This is a genomic window from Pseudomonas sp. LAIL14HWK12:I1, from assembly GCF_003202095.1.
Classification (GTDB): Bacteria; Pseudomonadota; Gammaproteobacteria; order Pseudomonadales; family Pseudomonadaceae; genus Aquipseudomonas; species Aquipseudomonas monteilii.
Genome location: NZ_QJKG01000004.1, coordinates 369733 through 385402, shown reverse-complemented (window position 1 = coordinate 385402; position 15670 = coordinate 369733). Strand labels below are relative to the sequence as shown.

Below are 15670 nucleotides of genomic sequence, written 5' to 3'. Positions count from 1 at the left end.
TATTCGCCACGCATCCAGGACCACCATGCACCATTCAACCCACGACCTGCTCTCTCCCGTTCCGGGCATCACCCGCCAGTTGCACAGCTTCCACTTCGGCCCTCGCAGTGGCGGCAAAGTCTATATCCAGGCCTCCCTGCATGCCGACGAACTGCCCGGCATGCTGGTGGCATGGCACCTCAAGCGCCGCCTGATAGCGCTGGAAGAACAAGGCCGCCTGCAGCGCGAGATCATACTGGTGCCGGTGGCCAACCCGGTCGGCCTGGAGCAAGTGCTGCTGGATGCGCCGCTGGGGCGCTTCGAACTGCAAAGTGGCGAGAACTTCAACCGCAACTTCGTCGACCTGTCGGACAGCATCGGCGATCAGATCGAAGAGCACCTGACCCAGAACCCGGCGCACAACGTCGAGCTGATCCGCGAATACCTGCGGCGTGGGCTGGACGCGCACCCGGCCCGCACACCGCTGCAAGCCCAGCGCCTGATCCTGCAGCGCCTGGCCTGCGATGCCGACATGGTGCTGGACCTGCACTGCGACTTCGAAGCCGTTGAACACCTGTACACCACACCCGATGCCTGGCCACACATCGAGCCGCTGGCCCGCTACCTGGGCGCCCAGGCCAGCCTGCTGGCCACCGACTCGGGCGGGCAATCGTTCGACGAATGTTTCAGCCTGGTCTGGTGGCAGTTGCAGCAACGCTTCGGCAAGCGCTTCCCGATCCCGCTGGGCTGCTGCTCGGTAACTGTCGAACTGCGCGGCCAGGCCGATGTCAGCCATGACCTGGCCAGCAAAGACTGCCAGGCGATACTCGACTTCCTTACCCACGCAGGCGTTATCGAAGGCGCCAGCCCTGCCCTGCCGCCCTTGCCCAGCCCGGCCACGCCGCTGGCTGCAGTGGAACCGGTAGTGACGCCGCTGGGCGGGTTGCTGGTGTATCACGCCATACCCGGACAGCACCTGGAAGCTGGGCACTTGATTGCCGAAGTCATCGACCCGCTCAGTGACCGGGTAACGGCAGTGCGCAACAGCCAACCGGGCCTGCTGTATGCCCGCAGCGTAAGGCGCATGGCCACTTCTGGCATGGTCATCGCTCATGTTGCTGGCGAGCAGGTATGTCGCAGTGGCTACCTGCTGGGCAACTGATTCGGTAAAACCATTGCACGTGGCGGGCGGTCTGTAGAAGCACAGCCTTCAAAGGACCACTTGCCTCATGCCCGCCACCGACCTCGCCAATGCCTGGTTTGCCAGGCGTGGCTGGAAGCCATTCGCTTTCCAGCGCCGCGTTTGGGCAGCTGTGGCGCGCGGCGAGTCCGGCCTGCTGCACGCCAGTACCGGGGCCGGCAAGACCTACGCCGTGTGGCTCGCCGCGCTTCGTGCGTTCAAGACCCAGCCCCAAGGCAGCCAACCGGTGCCATTGCAGGTGGTGTGGGTGACGCCCATGCGTGCCTTGGCCGCCGACACCGCACGCGCCCTGCAGGTGCCCGTGGATGAACTGGCGCTGCCGTGGAGCGTTGGGGTACGCAGCGGTGACACAGGCAGCGCAGAACGAGCCCGACAAGCTCGGCGCCTGCCAAGTGTGCTGGTCACCACACCCGAGAGCCTGACGCTGCTGCTGACGCGCGCACAGGCCCGCGAAGATTTCGCCACCCTGCGGCTCGTAGTGGTGGATGAATGGCACGAACTGCTGGGTAACAAGCGTGGGGTACAACTGCAGCTGGCCCTGGCCCACCTGCGCCACTGGCATCCAGGCCTGCCGACTTGGGGCCTCTCCGCCACCCTGGGCAACCTGCAACATGCGCTGGACGTTCTGCTGCCGCAAGGCGGCCTGCTGGTACAGGGCCGACAGGACAAGGCGCTGCAAGTCGATACCCTGCTGCCAACAGCGATCGAACGCTTCCCTTGGGCCGGGCACATGGGCCTGAAGATGCTCGACCAGGTCAGCCAGGAAATCGAGGCCAGTGCCAGTTGCCTGGTGTTCACCAACACGCGTGCCCAGGCCGAGCTCTGGTACCAGGCCCTGCTTGAAGCCCGCCCTGACTGGGCCGGACTGATTGCCCTGCACCATGCCTCGCTGGCCCGCGATACCCGCGACTGGGTGGAACGTAGCCTCAAACAGGGCAGCCTGAAAGCGGTGATCTGCACGTCCAGCCTTGACCTTGGCGTGGACTTTCTACCCGTGGAACGGGTGTTGCAAATCGGCTCGGCCAAAGGCATCGCCCGCCTGATGCAACGCGCCGGGCGCTCCGGGCACGCACCGGGGCGGCGCTCGCGGATCACCCTGGTGCCTACCCACAGCCTGGAACTGGTGGAGGCAGCTGCAGCCCGACAGGCACTGATAGCCGGGCACATCGAAGCCCGCTACTCGCCGCAACTGTGCATGGACGTGCTGGTGCAGCACCTGGTCAGCATGGCCTTGGGCAGTGGTTTTCGACCCAAGCAGCTACTGGCCGAAGTTCGCAGCACCTGGGCCTTCCGCGCGTTGCGCGACAGCCAGTGGCAGTGGGCGCTGGACTTCGTCTGCCACGGTGGCAGTTCACTTTCCGCCTACCCGGATTACCAGCGCGTCGAGCCCAGGCCCGACGGCGTTTACCGGGTTGCCAGCGAACGCCTGGCACGGCGCCACCGCATGAGCATCGGCACCATCGTCAGCGACGCCAACCTGCAACTGAAATACTGGAGCAAGGGCGGCGGGGGCAAGACGCTGGGCAGTGTCGAAGAAGCGTTCATCGCCCGCCTGCGTCCCGGCGACACGCTAGTGTTTGCCGGGCGGGTGCTGGAACTGGTACGCGTGGAAAACATGACCGCCTATGTGCGCCGCAGCACCGCGCGCAAGGCTGCGGTGGCACGCTGGAACGGTGGGCGCATGCCGCTATCGAGCGAACTGGCCGACGCGTTGGTCGAGCAACTCGATTCTGCGGCCCATGGCCGCTTTGACGGCCCGGAGATGCGAACCGTGCGGCCGCTGCTGGCGTTGCAGGCACAGTGGTCGGCGTTGCCAACCACCGGCACGCTGCTGGCCGAGACCTTCAAGTCGCGCCAGGGCTGGCACGTGTTCTTGTACCCCTTTGCCGGGCGCCTGGCCAACCTGGGCCTGGCCAACCTGATTGCCTGGCGGGTCAGCCGCGTACAACCGCTGTCGGTATCGATTGCCGTCAACGACTACGGGTTCGAACTGCTCAGCCCTGCGCCGGTGGACTGGACAACGCACCTGCCAAAGGCGCTGGGTACCGAGCACTTGCTGGAAGATGTGCTGGCCAGCCTGAATGCAGGGGAAATGGCACTGCGGCGTTTTCGCGAAATTGCCCAGATTGCCGGGCTGGTGTTTGGCGGCTACCCGGCGGCACAGAAGAGCACTCGACAGATCCAGGCATCCAGCGGGCTGTTCTATGAGGTGTTTCGCAAGCATGACGCCGGTAACCTGCTACTCGGCCAGGCACGGGACGAAGTGCTGGGCGAGGAGCTGGAGATCGAGCGGCTGCGTCGGCAATTGCTGAAAATGGCCAGCCTGAAGCTGGACCTGCAGGTATTGAAGCGACCGGGACCGCTGGCGTTCGCTTTACTGGTAGAGGGCATGCGCGAGACGCTGAGCACCGAGAAGCTTGCAGACCGGATTGCGCGAATGGTTGCAGAACTGGAACAAGCGGCAGGTAAGGCATGAATGTCCAGCCCATCGAACACGCAGGCCAGGTGCTCTGGCTGCTTGCCGACAAGGCCATCTATTGGCCCAGGCGCCGAGCATTGCTGGTGGCCGACGTACACATCGGCAAGGCTGCCAGCTATCGTGCCCTGCACCAACCTGTACCGCGTGGTACCACAGACGCGACGCTCGCCCGGCTGGATGCCTTGCTGGCAGCCCATGACTGCGACCAGTTGATCGTTCTCGGGGATTTCCTCCATGCACGCACTGCCCGGGCGCCTGCAACGCTGGCCAGGCTGCATGCGTGGCGGCAGCGCCACGCGCAGATGAATATTGTGCTGATACGCGGCAATCATGATCGCAACGCCGGCGATCCACCTGCATCGCTTCGCATTGAAGTCAAGGATGAGCCTTGGATACTGGAACCTTTCGCGCTACAACACGACCCAACGCCTCACCCGGCTTACCCAGTGCTGGCCGGCCATGTGCACCCGGTTTTTGTGCTGCGCGGCACGGCTCGCCAGCGCCTGCGACTGCCATGCTTCCTGATCGACGCTCACGTCAGCCTGCTGCCGGCTTTCGGTGAGTTCACCGGCGGCTGGAAGATCGCGCCATCCAGCACCAGCCGGGTATACCTGGCTGGCGCAGGACGGGTCTGGCCGCTGTAACGGCGTTCAGGCGACAGGTGCTGGCGGCGGCTCATCCGGTAAGGTCGGCTCGCCCGGCTCCATGGGTGGCGTCTCGCCAGGCTCTGGTGGCTGCGGGGTATCGGGGTCAGGCTGATGGGGCACGCCCCCCGCCTGCATGGGCAGCGGATGCGCCAGCAATGACCAGGGCAACAACCCCACGTGGTTGGGCTGCAGGCCTGCCAGCTTGGCACTGATTGCGGGATGGAGTTTCATTGGCTGCTCCTGACGAAAGCCGATGCGCATCATGCGCACCGGCATTACATCGTTGGAGTGCCAAAGGCGCGGGTAATTCCCCGCGCTTGTCGGCTCAGGTGCGCGGCAGGGTGACGCCGCGCTGGCCCTGGTATTTGCCGCCACGGTCCTTGTAGGACACTTCGCACTCTTCGTCAGACTGCAAGAACAGCATCTGCGCCACGCCTTCGTTGGCGTAGATCTTCGCCGGCAGCGTGGTGGTGTTGGAGAACTCCAGCGTCACGTGGCCTTCCCACTCGGGTTCCAGCGGGGTGACGTTGACGATGATACCGCAACGAGCGTAGGTGCTCTTGCCCAGGCAGATGGTCAGCACGTCACGCGGAATGCGGAAGTATTCGACGGTGCGCGCCAAGGCGAAAGAGTTTGGCGGGATGATGCACACGTCGCTCTTGATGTCGACGAAGCTGCCGGCATCGAAGTTTTTCGGGTCGACGGTAGCCGAGTTGATGTTGGTGAACACCTTGAATTCGTCAGCGCAGCGTACGTCGTAGCCATAGCTGGAGACGCCAAAGGAGATCACCCGGCTGTCTTGTTCGCCGCGCACCTGGCGCTCGACGAACGGTTCGATCATGCCGTGTTCCTGCGCCATGCGGCGAATCCACTTGTCCGATTTGATGCTCATGGCGGGGGTGTCCTGAAGAGTTGCGTGGTGAAAATCGTGACGCGCATCTTACCGGTCCCGGCGCCCAGGTTAAAGTTCTATGCCTCATCCCGCGCCGGGCGGGGGCTGGAGCCGCCGTCGATCCGAATTTGCGTAAAGCGCCTTCTGACCATTGGCAGGTTGCGGAAAGTGGGGTAAGGTGGCGCCACTGTGCTGCACGTGACACCGAGAATCTCTAGTTTGATGCACGATCCTGATCGGCCCATCGCTGAATTTTCTGCTCTCTTTGCGCTCAGTCCCGGGCAGGGTTTTTCCTGACCGTTATCAAATTGTCCAAGGAGACAGAAAAATGTCCAACCGTCAATCCGGTGTTGTTAAGTGGTTCAACGATGAGAAAGGCTACGGCTTCATCACCCCTCAGTCGGGCGACGACCTGTTCGTGCACTTCAAAGCCATCCAAGCTGACGGCTTCAAAACCCTGAAAGAAGGCCAGGCTGTTACTTTCGTCGCTACCCGCGGCCAGAAAGGCATGCAGGCTGAAGAAGTTCAGATCGCCTAAGTCGATCTAGCTTCCTGGCTTTCAAAAAAACCCGCCTTCTGGCGGGTTTTTTTATGCCTCCCTGAAAGACCGAGTCGCCTGTTCGCGGGCAATCCCGCGAAGCAGGTGACTTGGTCTGCGGTCAGTCTTCGCTGATGGTAATGCTCGGCATCGCCGGCGCCGCCGCCTCTTGCAGCACAATCCGCGCGCCTACCTGGCGGGCCAGTTCCTGATAGACCAGGGCAATCTGGCTTTCAGGCTCGGCTATCGCCGTCGGCTTGCCGCTGTCGGCCTGCTCGCGGATCAACATCGACAATGGCAACGACGCCAGCAGGTCAACGCCATACTGGCTGGCCAGCTTCTCACCACCGCCTTCGCCGAACAGATGCTCGGCATGGCCGCAATTCGAACAGATATGCACGGCCATGTTCTCGACCACACCCAGCACCGGGATATTGACCTTGCGGAACATCTCCACACCCTTCTTGGCATCCAGCAACGCCAGGTCCTGCGGCGTGGTGACGATCACCGAGCCCGCCACCGGCACTTTCTGCGCCAAGGTCAGCTGAATGTCGCCAGTACCCGGCGGCATGTCGATCACCAGGTAGTCCAGGTCATCCCAGGCGGTCTGGGTGACCAGTTGCAGCAGCGCACCGGAAACCATCGGGCCGCGCCAGACCATCGGTGTGTTGTCGTCGGTGAGGAAGGCCATGGACATGACCTCCACGCCATGGGCCTTGATCGGCACGAACCACTTCTGCTCGCGAATCTGCGGGCGGGTGCCTTCGGCAATACCGAACATCACGCCTTGGCTAGGGCCGTAGATATCGGCATCGAGAATACCCACCCGTGCGCCTTCGCGGGCGAGCGCCAGCGCCAGGTTGGCCGCAGTGGTCGACTTGCCCACACCGCCCTTGCCCGAGGCCACGGCAATGATGTTCTTGACGTTGGCCATGGCCGGCACCTGGGCCTGGGCCTTGTGAGCGGCGACCACGCAGTCGATCGATACCTGGGCGCTGCTGACGCCCTCAAGGTTGCCGATGGCCGTCTGCAACACCTGGGCCCAACCGTTCTTGAACAAACCGGCGGCATAGCCCAGCTGCAATTGCACGCTGACCTGCCCGCCCTGGATGTCGATGGCGCGCACGCAACCGGCGCTGACCGGATCCTGGTTCAGGTAGGGGTCGGTGTACTGGCGAAGCACGCCTTCGACGGCGGCACGGGTGACGGCACTCATGGAGACTCCCATTGGCAAACTGAATGTAAAACAGGCGCCTATCCTAACCCGTCAATCGTCAGTAGATGCGCATGCGGGGTGAAATATCTTCGCCAGCCCTTTATAGTGGCCGATCACCCTTAATTTTTACCCCGTCGCCAGATAAGTAGCCGAGCCACCATGTCCGAGCCACGTCAGATTCTCGTCACCAGCGCCCTGCCCTATGCCAATGGTTCCATCCATCTAGGCCATATGCTCGAGTACATCCAGACAGACATGTGGGTCCGCTTCCAGAAAATGCGTGGCAACCAGTGCATCTATGTCTGCGCCGACGACGCCCACGGCTCGGCCATCATGCTGCGCGCCGAAAAGGAAGGCATCACCCCGGAGCAACTGATCGCCAACGTCCAGGCCGAGCACAGCAGCGACTTCGCCGACTTCCTGGTGGATTTCGACAACTTCCACTCTACCCACAGCGAAGAGAACCGCGAGCTGTCGGGCCTGATCTACACGCGCCTGCGTGAAGCCGGGCACATCGCTACCCGTTCGGTAACCCAGTACTTCGACCCGGAAAAGGGCATGTTCCTGGCCGACCGCTTCATCAAGGGCACCTGCCCCAAGTGCGCGGCGGAAGACCAGTACGGCGACAACTGCGAAAAATGCGGTGCCACCTACGCGCCTACCGAGCTGAAGAACCCCAAGTCGGCGATCTCCGGCGCTACCCCGGTGCTGCGTGACTCCCAGCACTTCTTCTTCAAGCTGCCAGACTTCCAGGCCATGCTGCAGCAGTGGACCCGCAGCGGCACCCTGCAGGACGCGGTAGCCAACAAACTGGCCGAATGGCTGGATTCCGGCTTGCAGGAGTGGGATATCTCCCGCGATGCACCGTACTTCGGCTTCGAAATCCCGGGTGAACCGGGTAAATACTTCTACGTGTGGCTGGACGCGCCAATCGGCTACATGGCCAGCTTCAAGAACCTCTGCGCACGCCGCCCGGAACTGGACTTCGATGCGTTCTGGAACGAAGGCTCCAAGGCCGAGCTGTACCACTTCATCGGCAAGGACATCGTCAACTTCCACGCCCTGTTCTGGCCAGCCATGCTCGAAGGTGCCGGCTTCCGCAAGCCGACTGCCGTCAACGTGCATGGCTACCTGACCGTCAACGGCGCGAAGATGTCCAAATCACGCGGCACCTTCATCAAGGCCCGTACCTACCTCGATCACCTGCAGCCGGAATACCTGCGTTACTACTACGCAGCCAAGCTGGGGCGTGGCGTCGACGACCTGGACCTGAACCTGGAAGACTTCGTGCAGAAGGTCAACTCCGACCTGGTGGGCAAGGTCGTGAACATTGCCAGCCGCTGCGCCGGCTTCATCCACAAAGGCAACGAAGGCGTGATGGTAAGCGGTGATGCCGCGCCTGAGCTGACCGACGCCTTCCTGGCTGCCGCTCCGTCCATCGCTGAAGCCTATGAAGCCCGTGACTTTGGCCGCGCCATGCGTGAAATCATGGCACTGGCCGACCGCGCCAACGCCTGGATCGCCGACAAGGCACCGTGGTCGCTGGCCAAGCAGGAAGGCAAACAGGATGAAGTGCAGGCCATTTGTGCCCAGGGCATCAACCTGTTCCGCCAGCTGGTGATTTTCCTCAAGCCGGTACTGCCGGTGCTGGCAGCAGACGCCGAGGCTTTCCTCAACGTTGCCCCGCTGGCCTGGAACGACCACCTGTCGCGCCTGGAAAACCATAAACTGAACCCGTTCAAGGCCCTGATGAGCCGCATCGAACCGGCCAAGGTCGAAGCCATGGTCGCCGCCAGCAAGGAAGACCTGCTGGCCGCCGAAGCCAAGGCCCCGGCCGGCAACGGCGAACTGACCAAGGACCCGCTGTCGGCAGAAATCGAGTTCGACACCTTCGCTGCCGTCGACCTGCGCGTGGCGCTGATCGTCAAAGCCGAAGCCGTGCCGGGTGCCGACAAACTGCTGCAACTCACCCTGGACATCGGTGACGAGCGCCGCAACGTGTTCTCCGGTATCAAGTCGGCCTACCCCGACCCGTCCAAACTGGAAGGCCGCCTGACCATGATGGTCGCCAACCTCAAGCCCCGGAAGATGCGTTTTGGCGTATCCGAGGGCATGGTCATGGCTGCCGGCCCTGGTGGTGAAGAAATCTACCTGCTGAGCCCGGACAGCGGCGCCAAGCCAGGCCAGCGCATCAAGTAACACCCCCTGCCCCGGCCCTCGTGCCGGGGCAGTTTCTTCTGCGCCTTGATTACCGGACAATCACCCGCATTCCCGGCTATCGTCATCTCATGAGCGATTACCTTCTGGTCCTGATCGGCGCCGCGCTGATCAATCACCTGTGCCTGTCGCAGCAGCCAATCCCCCGGCTGAACCTGCATGTGCATGGCCTGGCCTGCGCCGTGTGCATTGCATTGGGCACGATCGGCGCGCAATTGCTGATGCGGGGGGTACTTGCCCCGCTGCACATCCCCGACCTTGCCCTGTTCCTGTTATTGCCCTGGCTGGCACTGCTCGCCTGGGGCTTGCCTTGGCTAATGACCAAGTGGCGCCCGGCCTGGCCCGTAGTCGGGTTGCCAGCGCTGCTGTCGAGCAATGCCACAGTGCTGGGGCTCGCCCTGCAGCAGGCAGGCGATGACAGCACCTGGCCCTCGACGCTGCTGCAAGGTTTACTGGCGGGCGGCGGCTTCTGGCTGGCTCTGGTATTGTTCGCCGATTTGCGCCAGCGCATTGCCCATGCCGATATCCCCGGCGCACTGCGCGGCCTGCCACTCGAGTTGATCGGCGCCGGGGTGATGGCCATGGCATTTTCCGGCTTTAACGGCATGTTCGGACAATGATCAGCCAGCCCGATCCGCGACTGCGCACCAGTATGGGCCTGGTCCTGCTGGCCTGTTTGCCTGGACTGCTGGCGTTGTTGTGGTTGCATGGCTGGGGCATGCTGCTGAACCTGTTGCTAAGTGCCACCGCCGCATTGCTGTGCGAAGCTGTGCTGCTGGCGTTGCGCGGCCAAACGCTGAGCACAGCGCTAGGCGACGGCAGCGCACTGGTAACCGCCGTGCTGCTGGCGGCCGCCCTGCCCACCCTGGCCCCGTGGTGGTTGCCGGTGGTCGCGGCAAGCGTTGCCATCGGTTTCGGTAAACAGGCTTTTGGCGGCGTCGGACGCAACCCGTTCAACCCGGCCATGGTCGGTTATGCCTTCGTGCTGCTGAGCTTCCCGTTGCAGATGAACCATTGGCCGGGGCAACCCCCAGGCCTGCTCGACAGTTTGCAGCAGGTATTCACCGGAGGCGAACAGATCGACGCCTGGGCCCGGCCAACGTTGCTCGACGGCCTGCGCCACAACCGCAGCCTGACCATCGAGGAGCTGTTTGCCAGCCATCCAGGCTTCGGCAACATCGGCGGGCGCGGCAGCGAATGGGTCAACCTGGCATTCCTGCTCGGCGGCCTGTTCCTATTGCAGCGCAACGTGATCAGCTGGCATGCACCACTGGGCCTGCTGACAGGGCTGTTCGTGTTCAGCCTGCTGGGCTGGAACGGCTCTGGGTCGGACTCCAACGGCTCGCCCTTGCTGCACCTGTTCTCCGGCTCGACCATGCTGGCGGCCTTTTTCATCGCCACCGAGCCGGTGTCGGGGCCCAGGAACGAACGGGCCAGGCTGTACTTCGGCCTGGGTGCCGGCCTACTCATCTACCTGATTCGCACCTGGGGCAGCTACCCGGATGGCACCGCGTTCGCCGTCCTGCTGATGAACCTCATGGCTCCAACGCTTGAACGCCTTACGGCACAGCCCCAACAGGCCGCCCGATGAAACGCCTGACGCATGATGTGAGCTTGCTGGTGCTGATTGGGGTATTGGCAGTGTCTGCCACGCTGGCATGGCGGCACTTGACCGGCCCAGCCATCACCGGTGCCGAGAAGCAACTGCAAAGCCGTCAACGGCTGGCCGTGCTGCCCGAGGGCAGTTATGACAACCAACCGTTGGACAGCCCGCTCGCGAAGCCCGAGGCGCAGCGGCCCAACAGCCGCATCCTCGCGGCTTACCGTGCCACGATGGCGGGCAAACCAAGCGCGATCGTGCTGGTCACTCAAACTCAAGGTTATGCCGGGCCAATCGTACTGAGCGTGGCCATCGCCACAGACGGCCGCCTGATCGGCAGCCAGGTCATGGAGCAACAGGAAAGCCCCGGTCTGGGCGCACGCCTGGGCGACCCGCAGTTGCACTGGCTGGGGCAATTCGACAACCGCCATCAGGGCGACCATTGGGCGCTGAAGCGAGACCAGGGTGACTTTGACCAACTGGCCGGCGCGACCGTGACCTCACGGGCGGTGATCACCGCGCTGCAAGAGGCGCTGAGCTATTTCGATGAGCAGCGCAGCGTACTGCTGGAGGGTGCAGCACATGAATAGGTTCTGCCTGCTGGCCGTAAGCCTGACGCCCCTGCTGGGCGCTACCCGAACACTGCATGAGGGCATCGCCATTGGCCTGTGCGCAGTAGTGATGGGCAGCCTGCATCAGCTTTTGCTGACGCCGCTGCGCCAGCGCCTGGCCAGCTGGGCCTATGTGCTAGCCAGCTTGCTGATGCTGGCAGCCTTGGCCAGTTGCCTGCAAATGGCCCTGCGCGCAGGGTCGCTGCCTTTGGCACTTGCCCTGGGCCATTATCCCGCCCTGCTTTGCCTGCAGTGCCTGGCCAGCGATCATCTGCTGCCCGATCAAGGCCGCTGGCGCATGCTCGCCAGGTATTTCAGTGCGGTATTTGCCCTCTGCCTGGTGCTCGGCGCCAGCCGCCAATGGCTGGCCAACGTTGCCGACCTGCACGTGGCCAGCCTGGCCCCGGGCGCCCTGCTACTGCTCGGACTGCTGCTGGCCTTGTACAATCGCTTGCGTCCGGGCCCTGCCCACCCACGTCGTCAAGGAAAGCTCTGAATTCATGAATGCCGCCAAACGCCTGGAGATTTTTCGCAGGCTGCACGAAGACAATCCAGACCCGAAGACAGAACTGGCCTACACCACCCCGTTCGAGCTGCTGGTCGCCGTGACACTGTCCGCGCAATCCACCGACGTCGGCGTCAACAAGGCCACTGCCCGCCTGTTCCCCGTCGCCAATACGCCCGAGGCCATCTATGCCTTGGGCGTTGAAGGCCTTAGCGAGTACATCAAGACCATCGGGCTATACAACAGCAAGGCCAAGAATGTCATAGAGGCCTGCCGGCTGCTGATCGAACGTCACGGCAGCCAGGTGCCACAAACCCGCGAAGCCTTGGAGGCGCTGCCCGGCGTGGGCCGCAAGACCGCCAACGTGGTGCTCAACACAGCGTTCCGCCAGCCGACCATGGCGGTGGACACCCACATTTTCCGGGTGAGCAACCGCACGGGTATTGCCCCTGGCAAAACGGTGCTGGAAGTGGAAAAGAAACTGGTCAAGTTCGTGCCAAAAGATTACCTGCTCGATGCCCACCACTGGCTGATCCTGCACGGGCGCTACGTGTGCCAGGCGCGCAAGCCAAGGTGCGGCAGTTGCAGGATCGAAGATTTGTGCGAGTACAAGCACAAAACCTCCGACGATTGAGGCGATAGCTGGAAACCCGTCACCACGATTGAAAAAATCTTTTTTACCGGCGCCTGCTTTCTGGTTATAAGGACGGCCAATGGCCCCTTGGCTTGGAGCGACTCATGAGTACCGATAAAGACGACCTGTCGATCGAAGATGATTTTGTTGCCGCAGACGATGACGCGGAGCCCCATGTGGAACCTGCAAAGACCAACCTGAGCAAACGCCGCACCATCGATAACATGCTGGAAGAACGGCGCCTGCAAAAGCAGTTGGCCGATTTCGACTACGACTTGTAAAGCCGGACCTGTAGCCTTGGCGAAGCCTCCTGACTGGAGGCTTCAAGGCTTGGCGGTCAGTTCAGTCCTTGCCGCTGCGCCAACTCGATCAGGTCGACCAGCGACCGTGCATTGAGCTTGAGCAGCAGCCGCGACTTGTAGGTACTGACCGTCTTGTTGCTGAGGTACATGCTGTCGGCAATCTCCTTGTTCGAACGCCCTCGCGCCAGTTGTTGCAGCACCGTCATTTCACGCGCGGAGAGGCGGTTGACCATGTCCACCTCGCTTCCCGCCCCCCTGCCACGTGACGCGTGCAAGGCCTGATTGGGAAAGTAGCTGTAACCCGACAACACCGCCTTGATGGCGCTCAACAACTCGGTAAGTTCCTGCTGCTTGCACACGTAACCCGCCGCGCCCGCCTGCATGCAACGCATCGAGAAGTTGCCAGGGGCCTGCGATGTCAGCACCAGCACCTTGCTAGCCGGGCTGAACGTCGTCATGCGGGCGATCACATCCAGGCCATCCAGTTTCGGGATCCCGATATCCAGCACCACGATATCCGGCAGGTGTTGCCGAGTAAGCTGCAGCGCAGCCACCCCATTATCGGTCTCTGCCACGACGTCATACCCATGCCGCTCCATCAGCATGCGTACGGCCAGGCGTATGACCGGATGATCATCCACGATAAGCACTTTATTCATGCGATATCCATTCATTCATTGTTTTGCTTTGGCACGCCACGATAACCGACAGGACGCTTGCTGGCGCGGCGATTTACTGACGAAACTCATGGACAGACAAAACTTACAACACTTACAGAAATTTCCTACACTTCATGACCAAGGTTGTAACAAACGCGTTCCTTAGTCCCAAAACAACGGTATCACCCGCCTGCAAAAACGCACCAGCTGAAAACTGAACATCTGCTGGCGAAACGTCCAACTCAAACGCGCTGAAAAAACTAAGCCGAGTGGCTTTATGTCGATTATTCCTCACCTGGAAAACAATCCAGTCTTTAGTTGAGTACCGCAGTAAGGTAATGATGGGCAAAACCGCTGGAGATGGCCCACATGACCCAAGCACAACCTGTTGCCCCGCTGACGATCATTGCCATCTTCGCGGGGATTATCGAAGCCTCCGCCCTTGCCACACTGCCTTTTCTCAGCGAGTCCAGCCAGAAGCTCTACACCTGGTTCCTGGTAGGCTTTCCGTTCTTTCTGACGGCACTTTTTTTTCTCACGCTCAACTTTAATTACAAGTCATTCTACAGCCCGCCACCGAACAAGATGGCACACGACAAAACGCCAGCTGTGAACAGTGTCATCAGTGATGCCCCTGAGGCGGCGCAAGGCGAGCCTGTCACGTTCATGTTTTCCGGCCCCGACGCCTATCGCATGATGGAACAACAACTCCTGCATGTACTTGCCCAACCGCCCGTGCCGCCCCGAATATGGCGCTTTTGCAACCTGGACAAACGTCAATGTGCGCAGCTGTCGATCAGTGCACTCGAGGCCGATATTTTGAGCCAACACAGTTGAATACCCTGACTTTCTGCACCCCCAAAAAAAACCCCGGCTTAAGCCGGGGTTTTCATTGCACAAGCGCGCAGTCAGAGCATCGAACGGCCCTTGTTGGCGGCAATGCGCATGCGCAGTGCGTTCAACTTGATGAAGCCTGCAGCATCGGCCTGGTTGTAGGCGCCGCCATCTTCCTCGAAGGTCGCGATGTTGGCATCGAACAGCGAATCGTCCGACTTGCGGCCAACCACGGTAACGTTGCCCTTGTACAGCTTCAGGCGCACGACACCGTTCACGTTGACCTGGGAAGCGTCGATCATCTGCTGCAGCATCAGACGCTCCGGGCTCCACCAGTAGCCGGTGTAGATCAGGCTGGCGTACTTCGGCATCAGCTCATCTTTCAGGTGAGCGACTTCGCGGTCCAGGGTGATCGACTCGATGGCACGGTGGGCCTTGAGCATGATGGTGCCGCCTGGGGTCTCGTAGCAGCCACGCGACTTCATGCCGACGTAACGGTTTTCCACGATGTCGAGGCGGCCGATGCCGTTGGCACCACCGATACGGTTCAGGTCGGCCAGGACGGTGGCCGGGGTTTTCTCGACGCCGTCAATGGCAACGATGTCGCCGTTGCGGTAGGTCAGCTCGATGTAGGTCGCCTGGTCCGGGGCGTTCTCAGGCGAGACGCTCCAGCGCCACATGTCTTCTTCGTGCTCGGTCCAGGTATCTTCCAGGACACCGCCTTCGTAGGAGATGTGCAGCAGGTTGGCGTCCATCGAGTACGGCGACTTCTTCTTGCCGTGGCGCTCGATCGGGATGCCGTGCTTTTCGGCGTAGTCCATCAGCTTCTCGCGGGACAGCAGGTCCCACTCACGCCACGGGGCGATGACCTTGACACCAGGCTTGAGGGCATAGGCACCCAGCTCGAAACGAACCTGGTCGTTGCCTTTGCCGGTGGCGCCGTGGGAAATGGCGTCAGCACCGGTTTCGTTGGCGATTTCGATCAGGCGCTTGGCGATCAGCGGACGGGCGATGGAAGTACCCAGCAGGTACTCGCCTTCGTAGACGGTGTTGGCGCGGAACATCGGGAACACGAAATCACGCACGAACTCTTCGCGCAGGTCGTCGATGTAGATCTCTTTAACGCCCATTGCCTGAGCCTTGGCACGGGCCGGCTCGACCTCTTCGCCCTGACCCAGGTCAGCGGTGAAGGTCACCACTTCGCAGTTGTAGGTATCCTGCAGCCACTTGAGAATCACCGAAGTATCAAGGCCGCCGGAATACGCCAGTACGACCTTTTTTACGTCCGCCATGCCATCACTCCACGGGGTTGTACGGAAAGGGATCGATTCTAACGGCCTTGCAGATAAAATTACA

At 61.9% G+C, this 15670-nt stretch carries 17 protein-coding genes; 12 read left to right on the top strand and 5 right to left on the bottom strand.

Annotated features, from left to right (window positions below):
* Nucleotides 1–25: 25 nt before the first annotated feature.
* The 3 genes from D906_RS13745 (at nt 26) to pdeM (ending at nt 4303) form a co-directional block, all read left to right on the top strand.
* Nucleotides 26–1141, top strand: coding sequence for a succinylglutamate desuccinylase/aspartoacylase family protein (locus D906_RS13745; protein ID WP_019096567.1), 1116 nt, complete (start codon nt 26–28; stop codon nt 1139–1141).
* 67 nt (nt 1142–1208) lie between these two features.
* Nucleotides 1209–3656, top strand: a complete 2448-nt coding sequence (locus D906_RS13740; protein WP_027615421.1) for a ligase-associated DNA damage response DEXH box helicase — start codon at nt 1209–1211, stop codon at nt 3654–3656.
* Nucleotides 3653–4303 carry a ligase-associated DNA damage response endonuclease PdeM gene (gene pdeM / locus D906_RS13735; RefSeq protein ID WP_025754565.1) on the top strand — a complete coding sequence of 217 codons (651 nt, stop codon included), beginning with the start codon at nt 3653–3655 and terminating at the stop codon, nt 4301–4303. Before D906_RS13740 ends, pdeM begins: the two co-directional genes overlap by 4 nt.
* 6 nt (nt 4304–4309) lie before the next feature.
* Here the strand turns inward: pdeM and D906_RS13730 are convergent, their stop codons facing one another.
* Nucleotides 4310–4537: a hypothetical protein gene (locus D906_RS13730; RefSeq protein ID WP_003254918.1), complete on the bottom strand. Its 228-nt coding sequence runs from the start codon at nt 4535–4537 to the stop codon at nt 4310–4312.
* A 94-nt stretch (nt 4538–4631) separates the two neighbouring features.
* Nucleotides 4632–5198 (bottom strand): dCTP deaminase, encoded by a 567-nt coding sequence (gene dcd / locus D906_RS13725; RefSeq protein ID WP_003258001.1) that lies wholly within the window; start codon nt 5196–5198, stop codon nt 4632–4634.
* A gap of 328 nt (nt 5199–5526) precedes the next feature.
* Here dcd and D906_RS13720 point away from each other — a divergent pair, with 328 nt between their 5' ends.
* Entirely contained in the window at nt 5527–5736 is a 210-nt protein-coding gene (locus D906_RS13720) for a cold-shock protein (protein WP_003254922.1), read from the top strand.
* Between the two features lie 121 nt (nt 5737–5857).
* Here the strand turns inward: D906_RS13720 and apbC are convergent, their stop codons facing one another.
* The gene (gene apbC / locus D906_RS13715; RefSeq protein ID WP_027615420.1) at nt 5858–6952 is read right to left on the bottom strand and encodes an iron-sulfur cluster carrier protein ApbC; all 1095 of its coding nucleotides are present in this window, start codon (nt 6950–6952) and stop codon (nt 5858–5860) included.
* 159 nt (nt 6953–7111) lie between these two features.
* On the opposite strand from apbC, the gene metG reads away from it, so the two are divergent.
* The 7 genes from metG (at nt 7112) to D906_RS26610 (ending at nt 12800) form a co-directional block, all read left to right on the top strand.
* Entirely contained in the window at nt 7112–9151 is a 2040-nt protein-coding gene (gene metG, locus D906_RS13710) for a methionine--tRNA ligase (RefSeq protein WP_019096564.1), read from the top strand.
* A gap of 89 nt (nt 9152–9240) precedes the next feature.
* On the top strand, nt 9241–9789 hold the full coding sequence (locus D906_RS13705) for an Rnf-Nqr domain containing protein (RefSeq protein ID WP_019096563.1): 549 nt from the start codon (nt 9241–9243) through the stop codon (nt 9787–9789).
* Nucleotides 9786–10760 carry an RnfABCDGE type electron transport complex subunit D gene (locus tag D906_RS13700; RefSeq protein ID WP_019096562.1) on the top strand — a complete coding sequence of 325 codons (975 nt, stop codon included), beginning with the start codon at nt 9786–9788 and terminating at the stop codon, nt 10758–10760. The genes D906_RS13705 and D906_RS13700 overlap by 4 nt, the downstream gene beginning before the upstream one ends.
* Nucleotides 10757–11359: an RnfABCDGE type electron transport complex subunit G gene (locus tag D906_RS13695; protein ID WP_016713753.1), complete on the top strand. Its 603-nt coding sequence runs from the start codon at nt 10757–10759 to the stop codon at nt 11357–11359. Before D906_RS13700 ends, D906_RS13695 begins: the two co-directional genes overlap by 4 nt.
* Nucleotides 11352–11876: an Rnf-Nqr domain containing protein gene (locus D906_RS13690; RefSeq protein ID WP_019096561.1), complete on the top strand. Its 525-nt coding sequence runs from the start codon at nt 11352–11354 to the stop codon at nt 11874–11876. Before D906_RS13695 ends, D906_RS13690 begins: the two co-directional genes overlap by 8 nt.
* Before the next feature lie 4 nt (nt 11877–11880).
* Entirely contained in the window at nt 11881–12519 is a 639-nt protein-coding gene (nth, locus tag D906_RS13685; protein ID WP_009684568.1) for an endonuclease III, read from the top strand.
* A 104-nt stretch (nt 12520–12623) separates the two neighbouring features.
* The gene (locus D906_RS26610; protein ID WP_019096560.1) at nt 12624–12800 is read left to right on the top strand and encodes a PA3496 family putative envelope integrity protein; all 177 of its coding nucleotides are present in this window, start codon (nt 12624–12626) and stop codon (nt 12798–12800) included.
* 56 nt (nt 12801–12856) lie between these two features.
* Here D906_RS26610 and D906_RS13680 read toward each other — a convergent pair whose 3' ends face one another.
* Nucleotides 12857–13480, bottom strand: a complete 624-nt coding sequence (locus D906_RS13680) for a response regulator transcription factor (RefSeq protein ID WP_027615418.1) — start codon at nt 13478–13480, stop codon at nt 12857–12859.
* A 369-nt stretch (nt 13481–13849) separates the two neighbouring features.
* On the opposite strand from D906_RS13680, the gene D906_RS13675 reads away from it, so the two are divergent.
* Nucleotides 13850–14317: a hypothetical protein gene (locus D906_RS13675; RefSeq protein WP_025754568.1), complete on the top strand. Its 468-nt coding sequence runs from the start codon at nt 13850–13852 to the stop codon at nt 14315–14317.
* Between the two features lie 71 nt (nt 14318–14388).
* On the opposite strand, the gene D906_RS13670 is transcribed toward D906_RS13675, so the two are convergent.
* Entirely contained in the window at nt 14389–15606 is a 1218-nt protein-coding gene (locus D906_RS13670; RefSeq protein ID WP_016713748.1) for an argininosuccinate synthase, read from the bottom strand.
* Nucleotides 15607–15670 lie beyond the last annotated feature (64 nt).

Bases quoted from the DNA above. Each gene is read 5' to 3' on its own strand.
- D906_RS13745 (WP_019096567.1), top strand. From the start codon at position 26: ATGCACCATTCAACCCACGACCTGCTCTCTCCCGTTCCGGGCATCACC.
- D906_RS13730 (WP_003254918.1), bottom strand. From the start codon at position 4,537: ATGAAACTCCATCCCGCAATCAGTGCCAAGCTGGCAGGCCTGCAGCCC.
- D906_RS13670 (WP_016713748.1), bottom strand. From the start codon at position 15,606: ATGGCGGACGTAAAAAAGGTCGTACTGGCGTATTCCGGCGGCCTTGAT.
- dcd (WP_003258001.1), bottom strand. From the start codon at position 5,198: ATGAGCATCAAATCGGACAAGTGGATTCGCCGCATGGCGCAGGAACAC.
- pdeM (WP_025754565.1), top strand. From the start codon at position 3,653: ATGAATGTCCAGCCCATCGAACACGCAGGCCAGGTGCTCTGGCTGCTT.
- metG (WP_019096564.1), top strand. From the start codon at position 7,112: ATGTCCGAGCCACGTCAGATTCTCGTCACCAGCGCCCTGCCCTATGCC.
- D906_RS13705 (WP_019096563.1), top strand. From the start codon at position 9,241: ATGAGCGATTACCTTCTGGTCCTGATCGGCGCCGCGCTGATCAATCAC.
- D906_RS13690 (WP_019096561.1), top strand. From the start codon at position 11,352: ATGAATAGGTTCTGCCTGCTGGCCGTAAGCCTGACGCCCCTGCTGGGC.
- D906_RS26610 (WP_019096560.1), top strand. From the start codon at position 12,624: ATGAGTACCGATAAAGACGACCTGTCGATCGAAGATGATTTTGTTGCC.
- D906_RS13680 (WP_027615418.1), bottom strand. From the start codon at position 13,480: ATGAATAAAGTGCTTATCGTGGATGATCATCCGGTCATACGCCTGGCC.
- D906_RS13675 (WP_025754568.1), top strand. From the start codon at position 13,850: ATGACCCAAGCACAACCTGTTGCCCCGCTGACGATCATTGCCATCTTC.
- D906_RS13700 (WP_019096562.1), top strand. From the start codon at position 9,786: ATGATCAGCCAGCCCGATCCGCGACTGCGCACCAGTATGGGCCTGGTC.
- D906_RS13695 (WP_016713753.1), top strand. From the start codon at position 10,757: ATGAAACGCCTGACGCATGATGTGAGCTTGCTGGTGCTGATTGGGGTA.
- D906_RS13740 (WP_027615421.1), top strand. From the start codon at position 1,209: ATGCCCGCCACCGACCTCGCCAATGCCTGGTTTGCCAGGCGTGGCTGG.
- nth (WP_009684568.1), top strand. From the start codon at position 11,881: ATGAATGCCGCCAAACGCCTGGAGATTTTTCGCAGGCTGCACGAAGAC.
- apbC (WP_027615420.1), bottom strand. From the start codon at position 6,952: ATGAGTGCCGTCACCCGTGCCGCCGTCGAAGGCGTGCTTCGCCAGTAC.
- D906_RS13720 (WP_003254922.1), top strand. From the start codon at position 5,527: ATGTCCAACCGTCAATCCGGTGTTGTTAAGTGGTTCAACGATGAGAAA.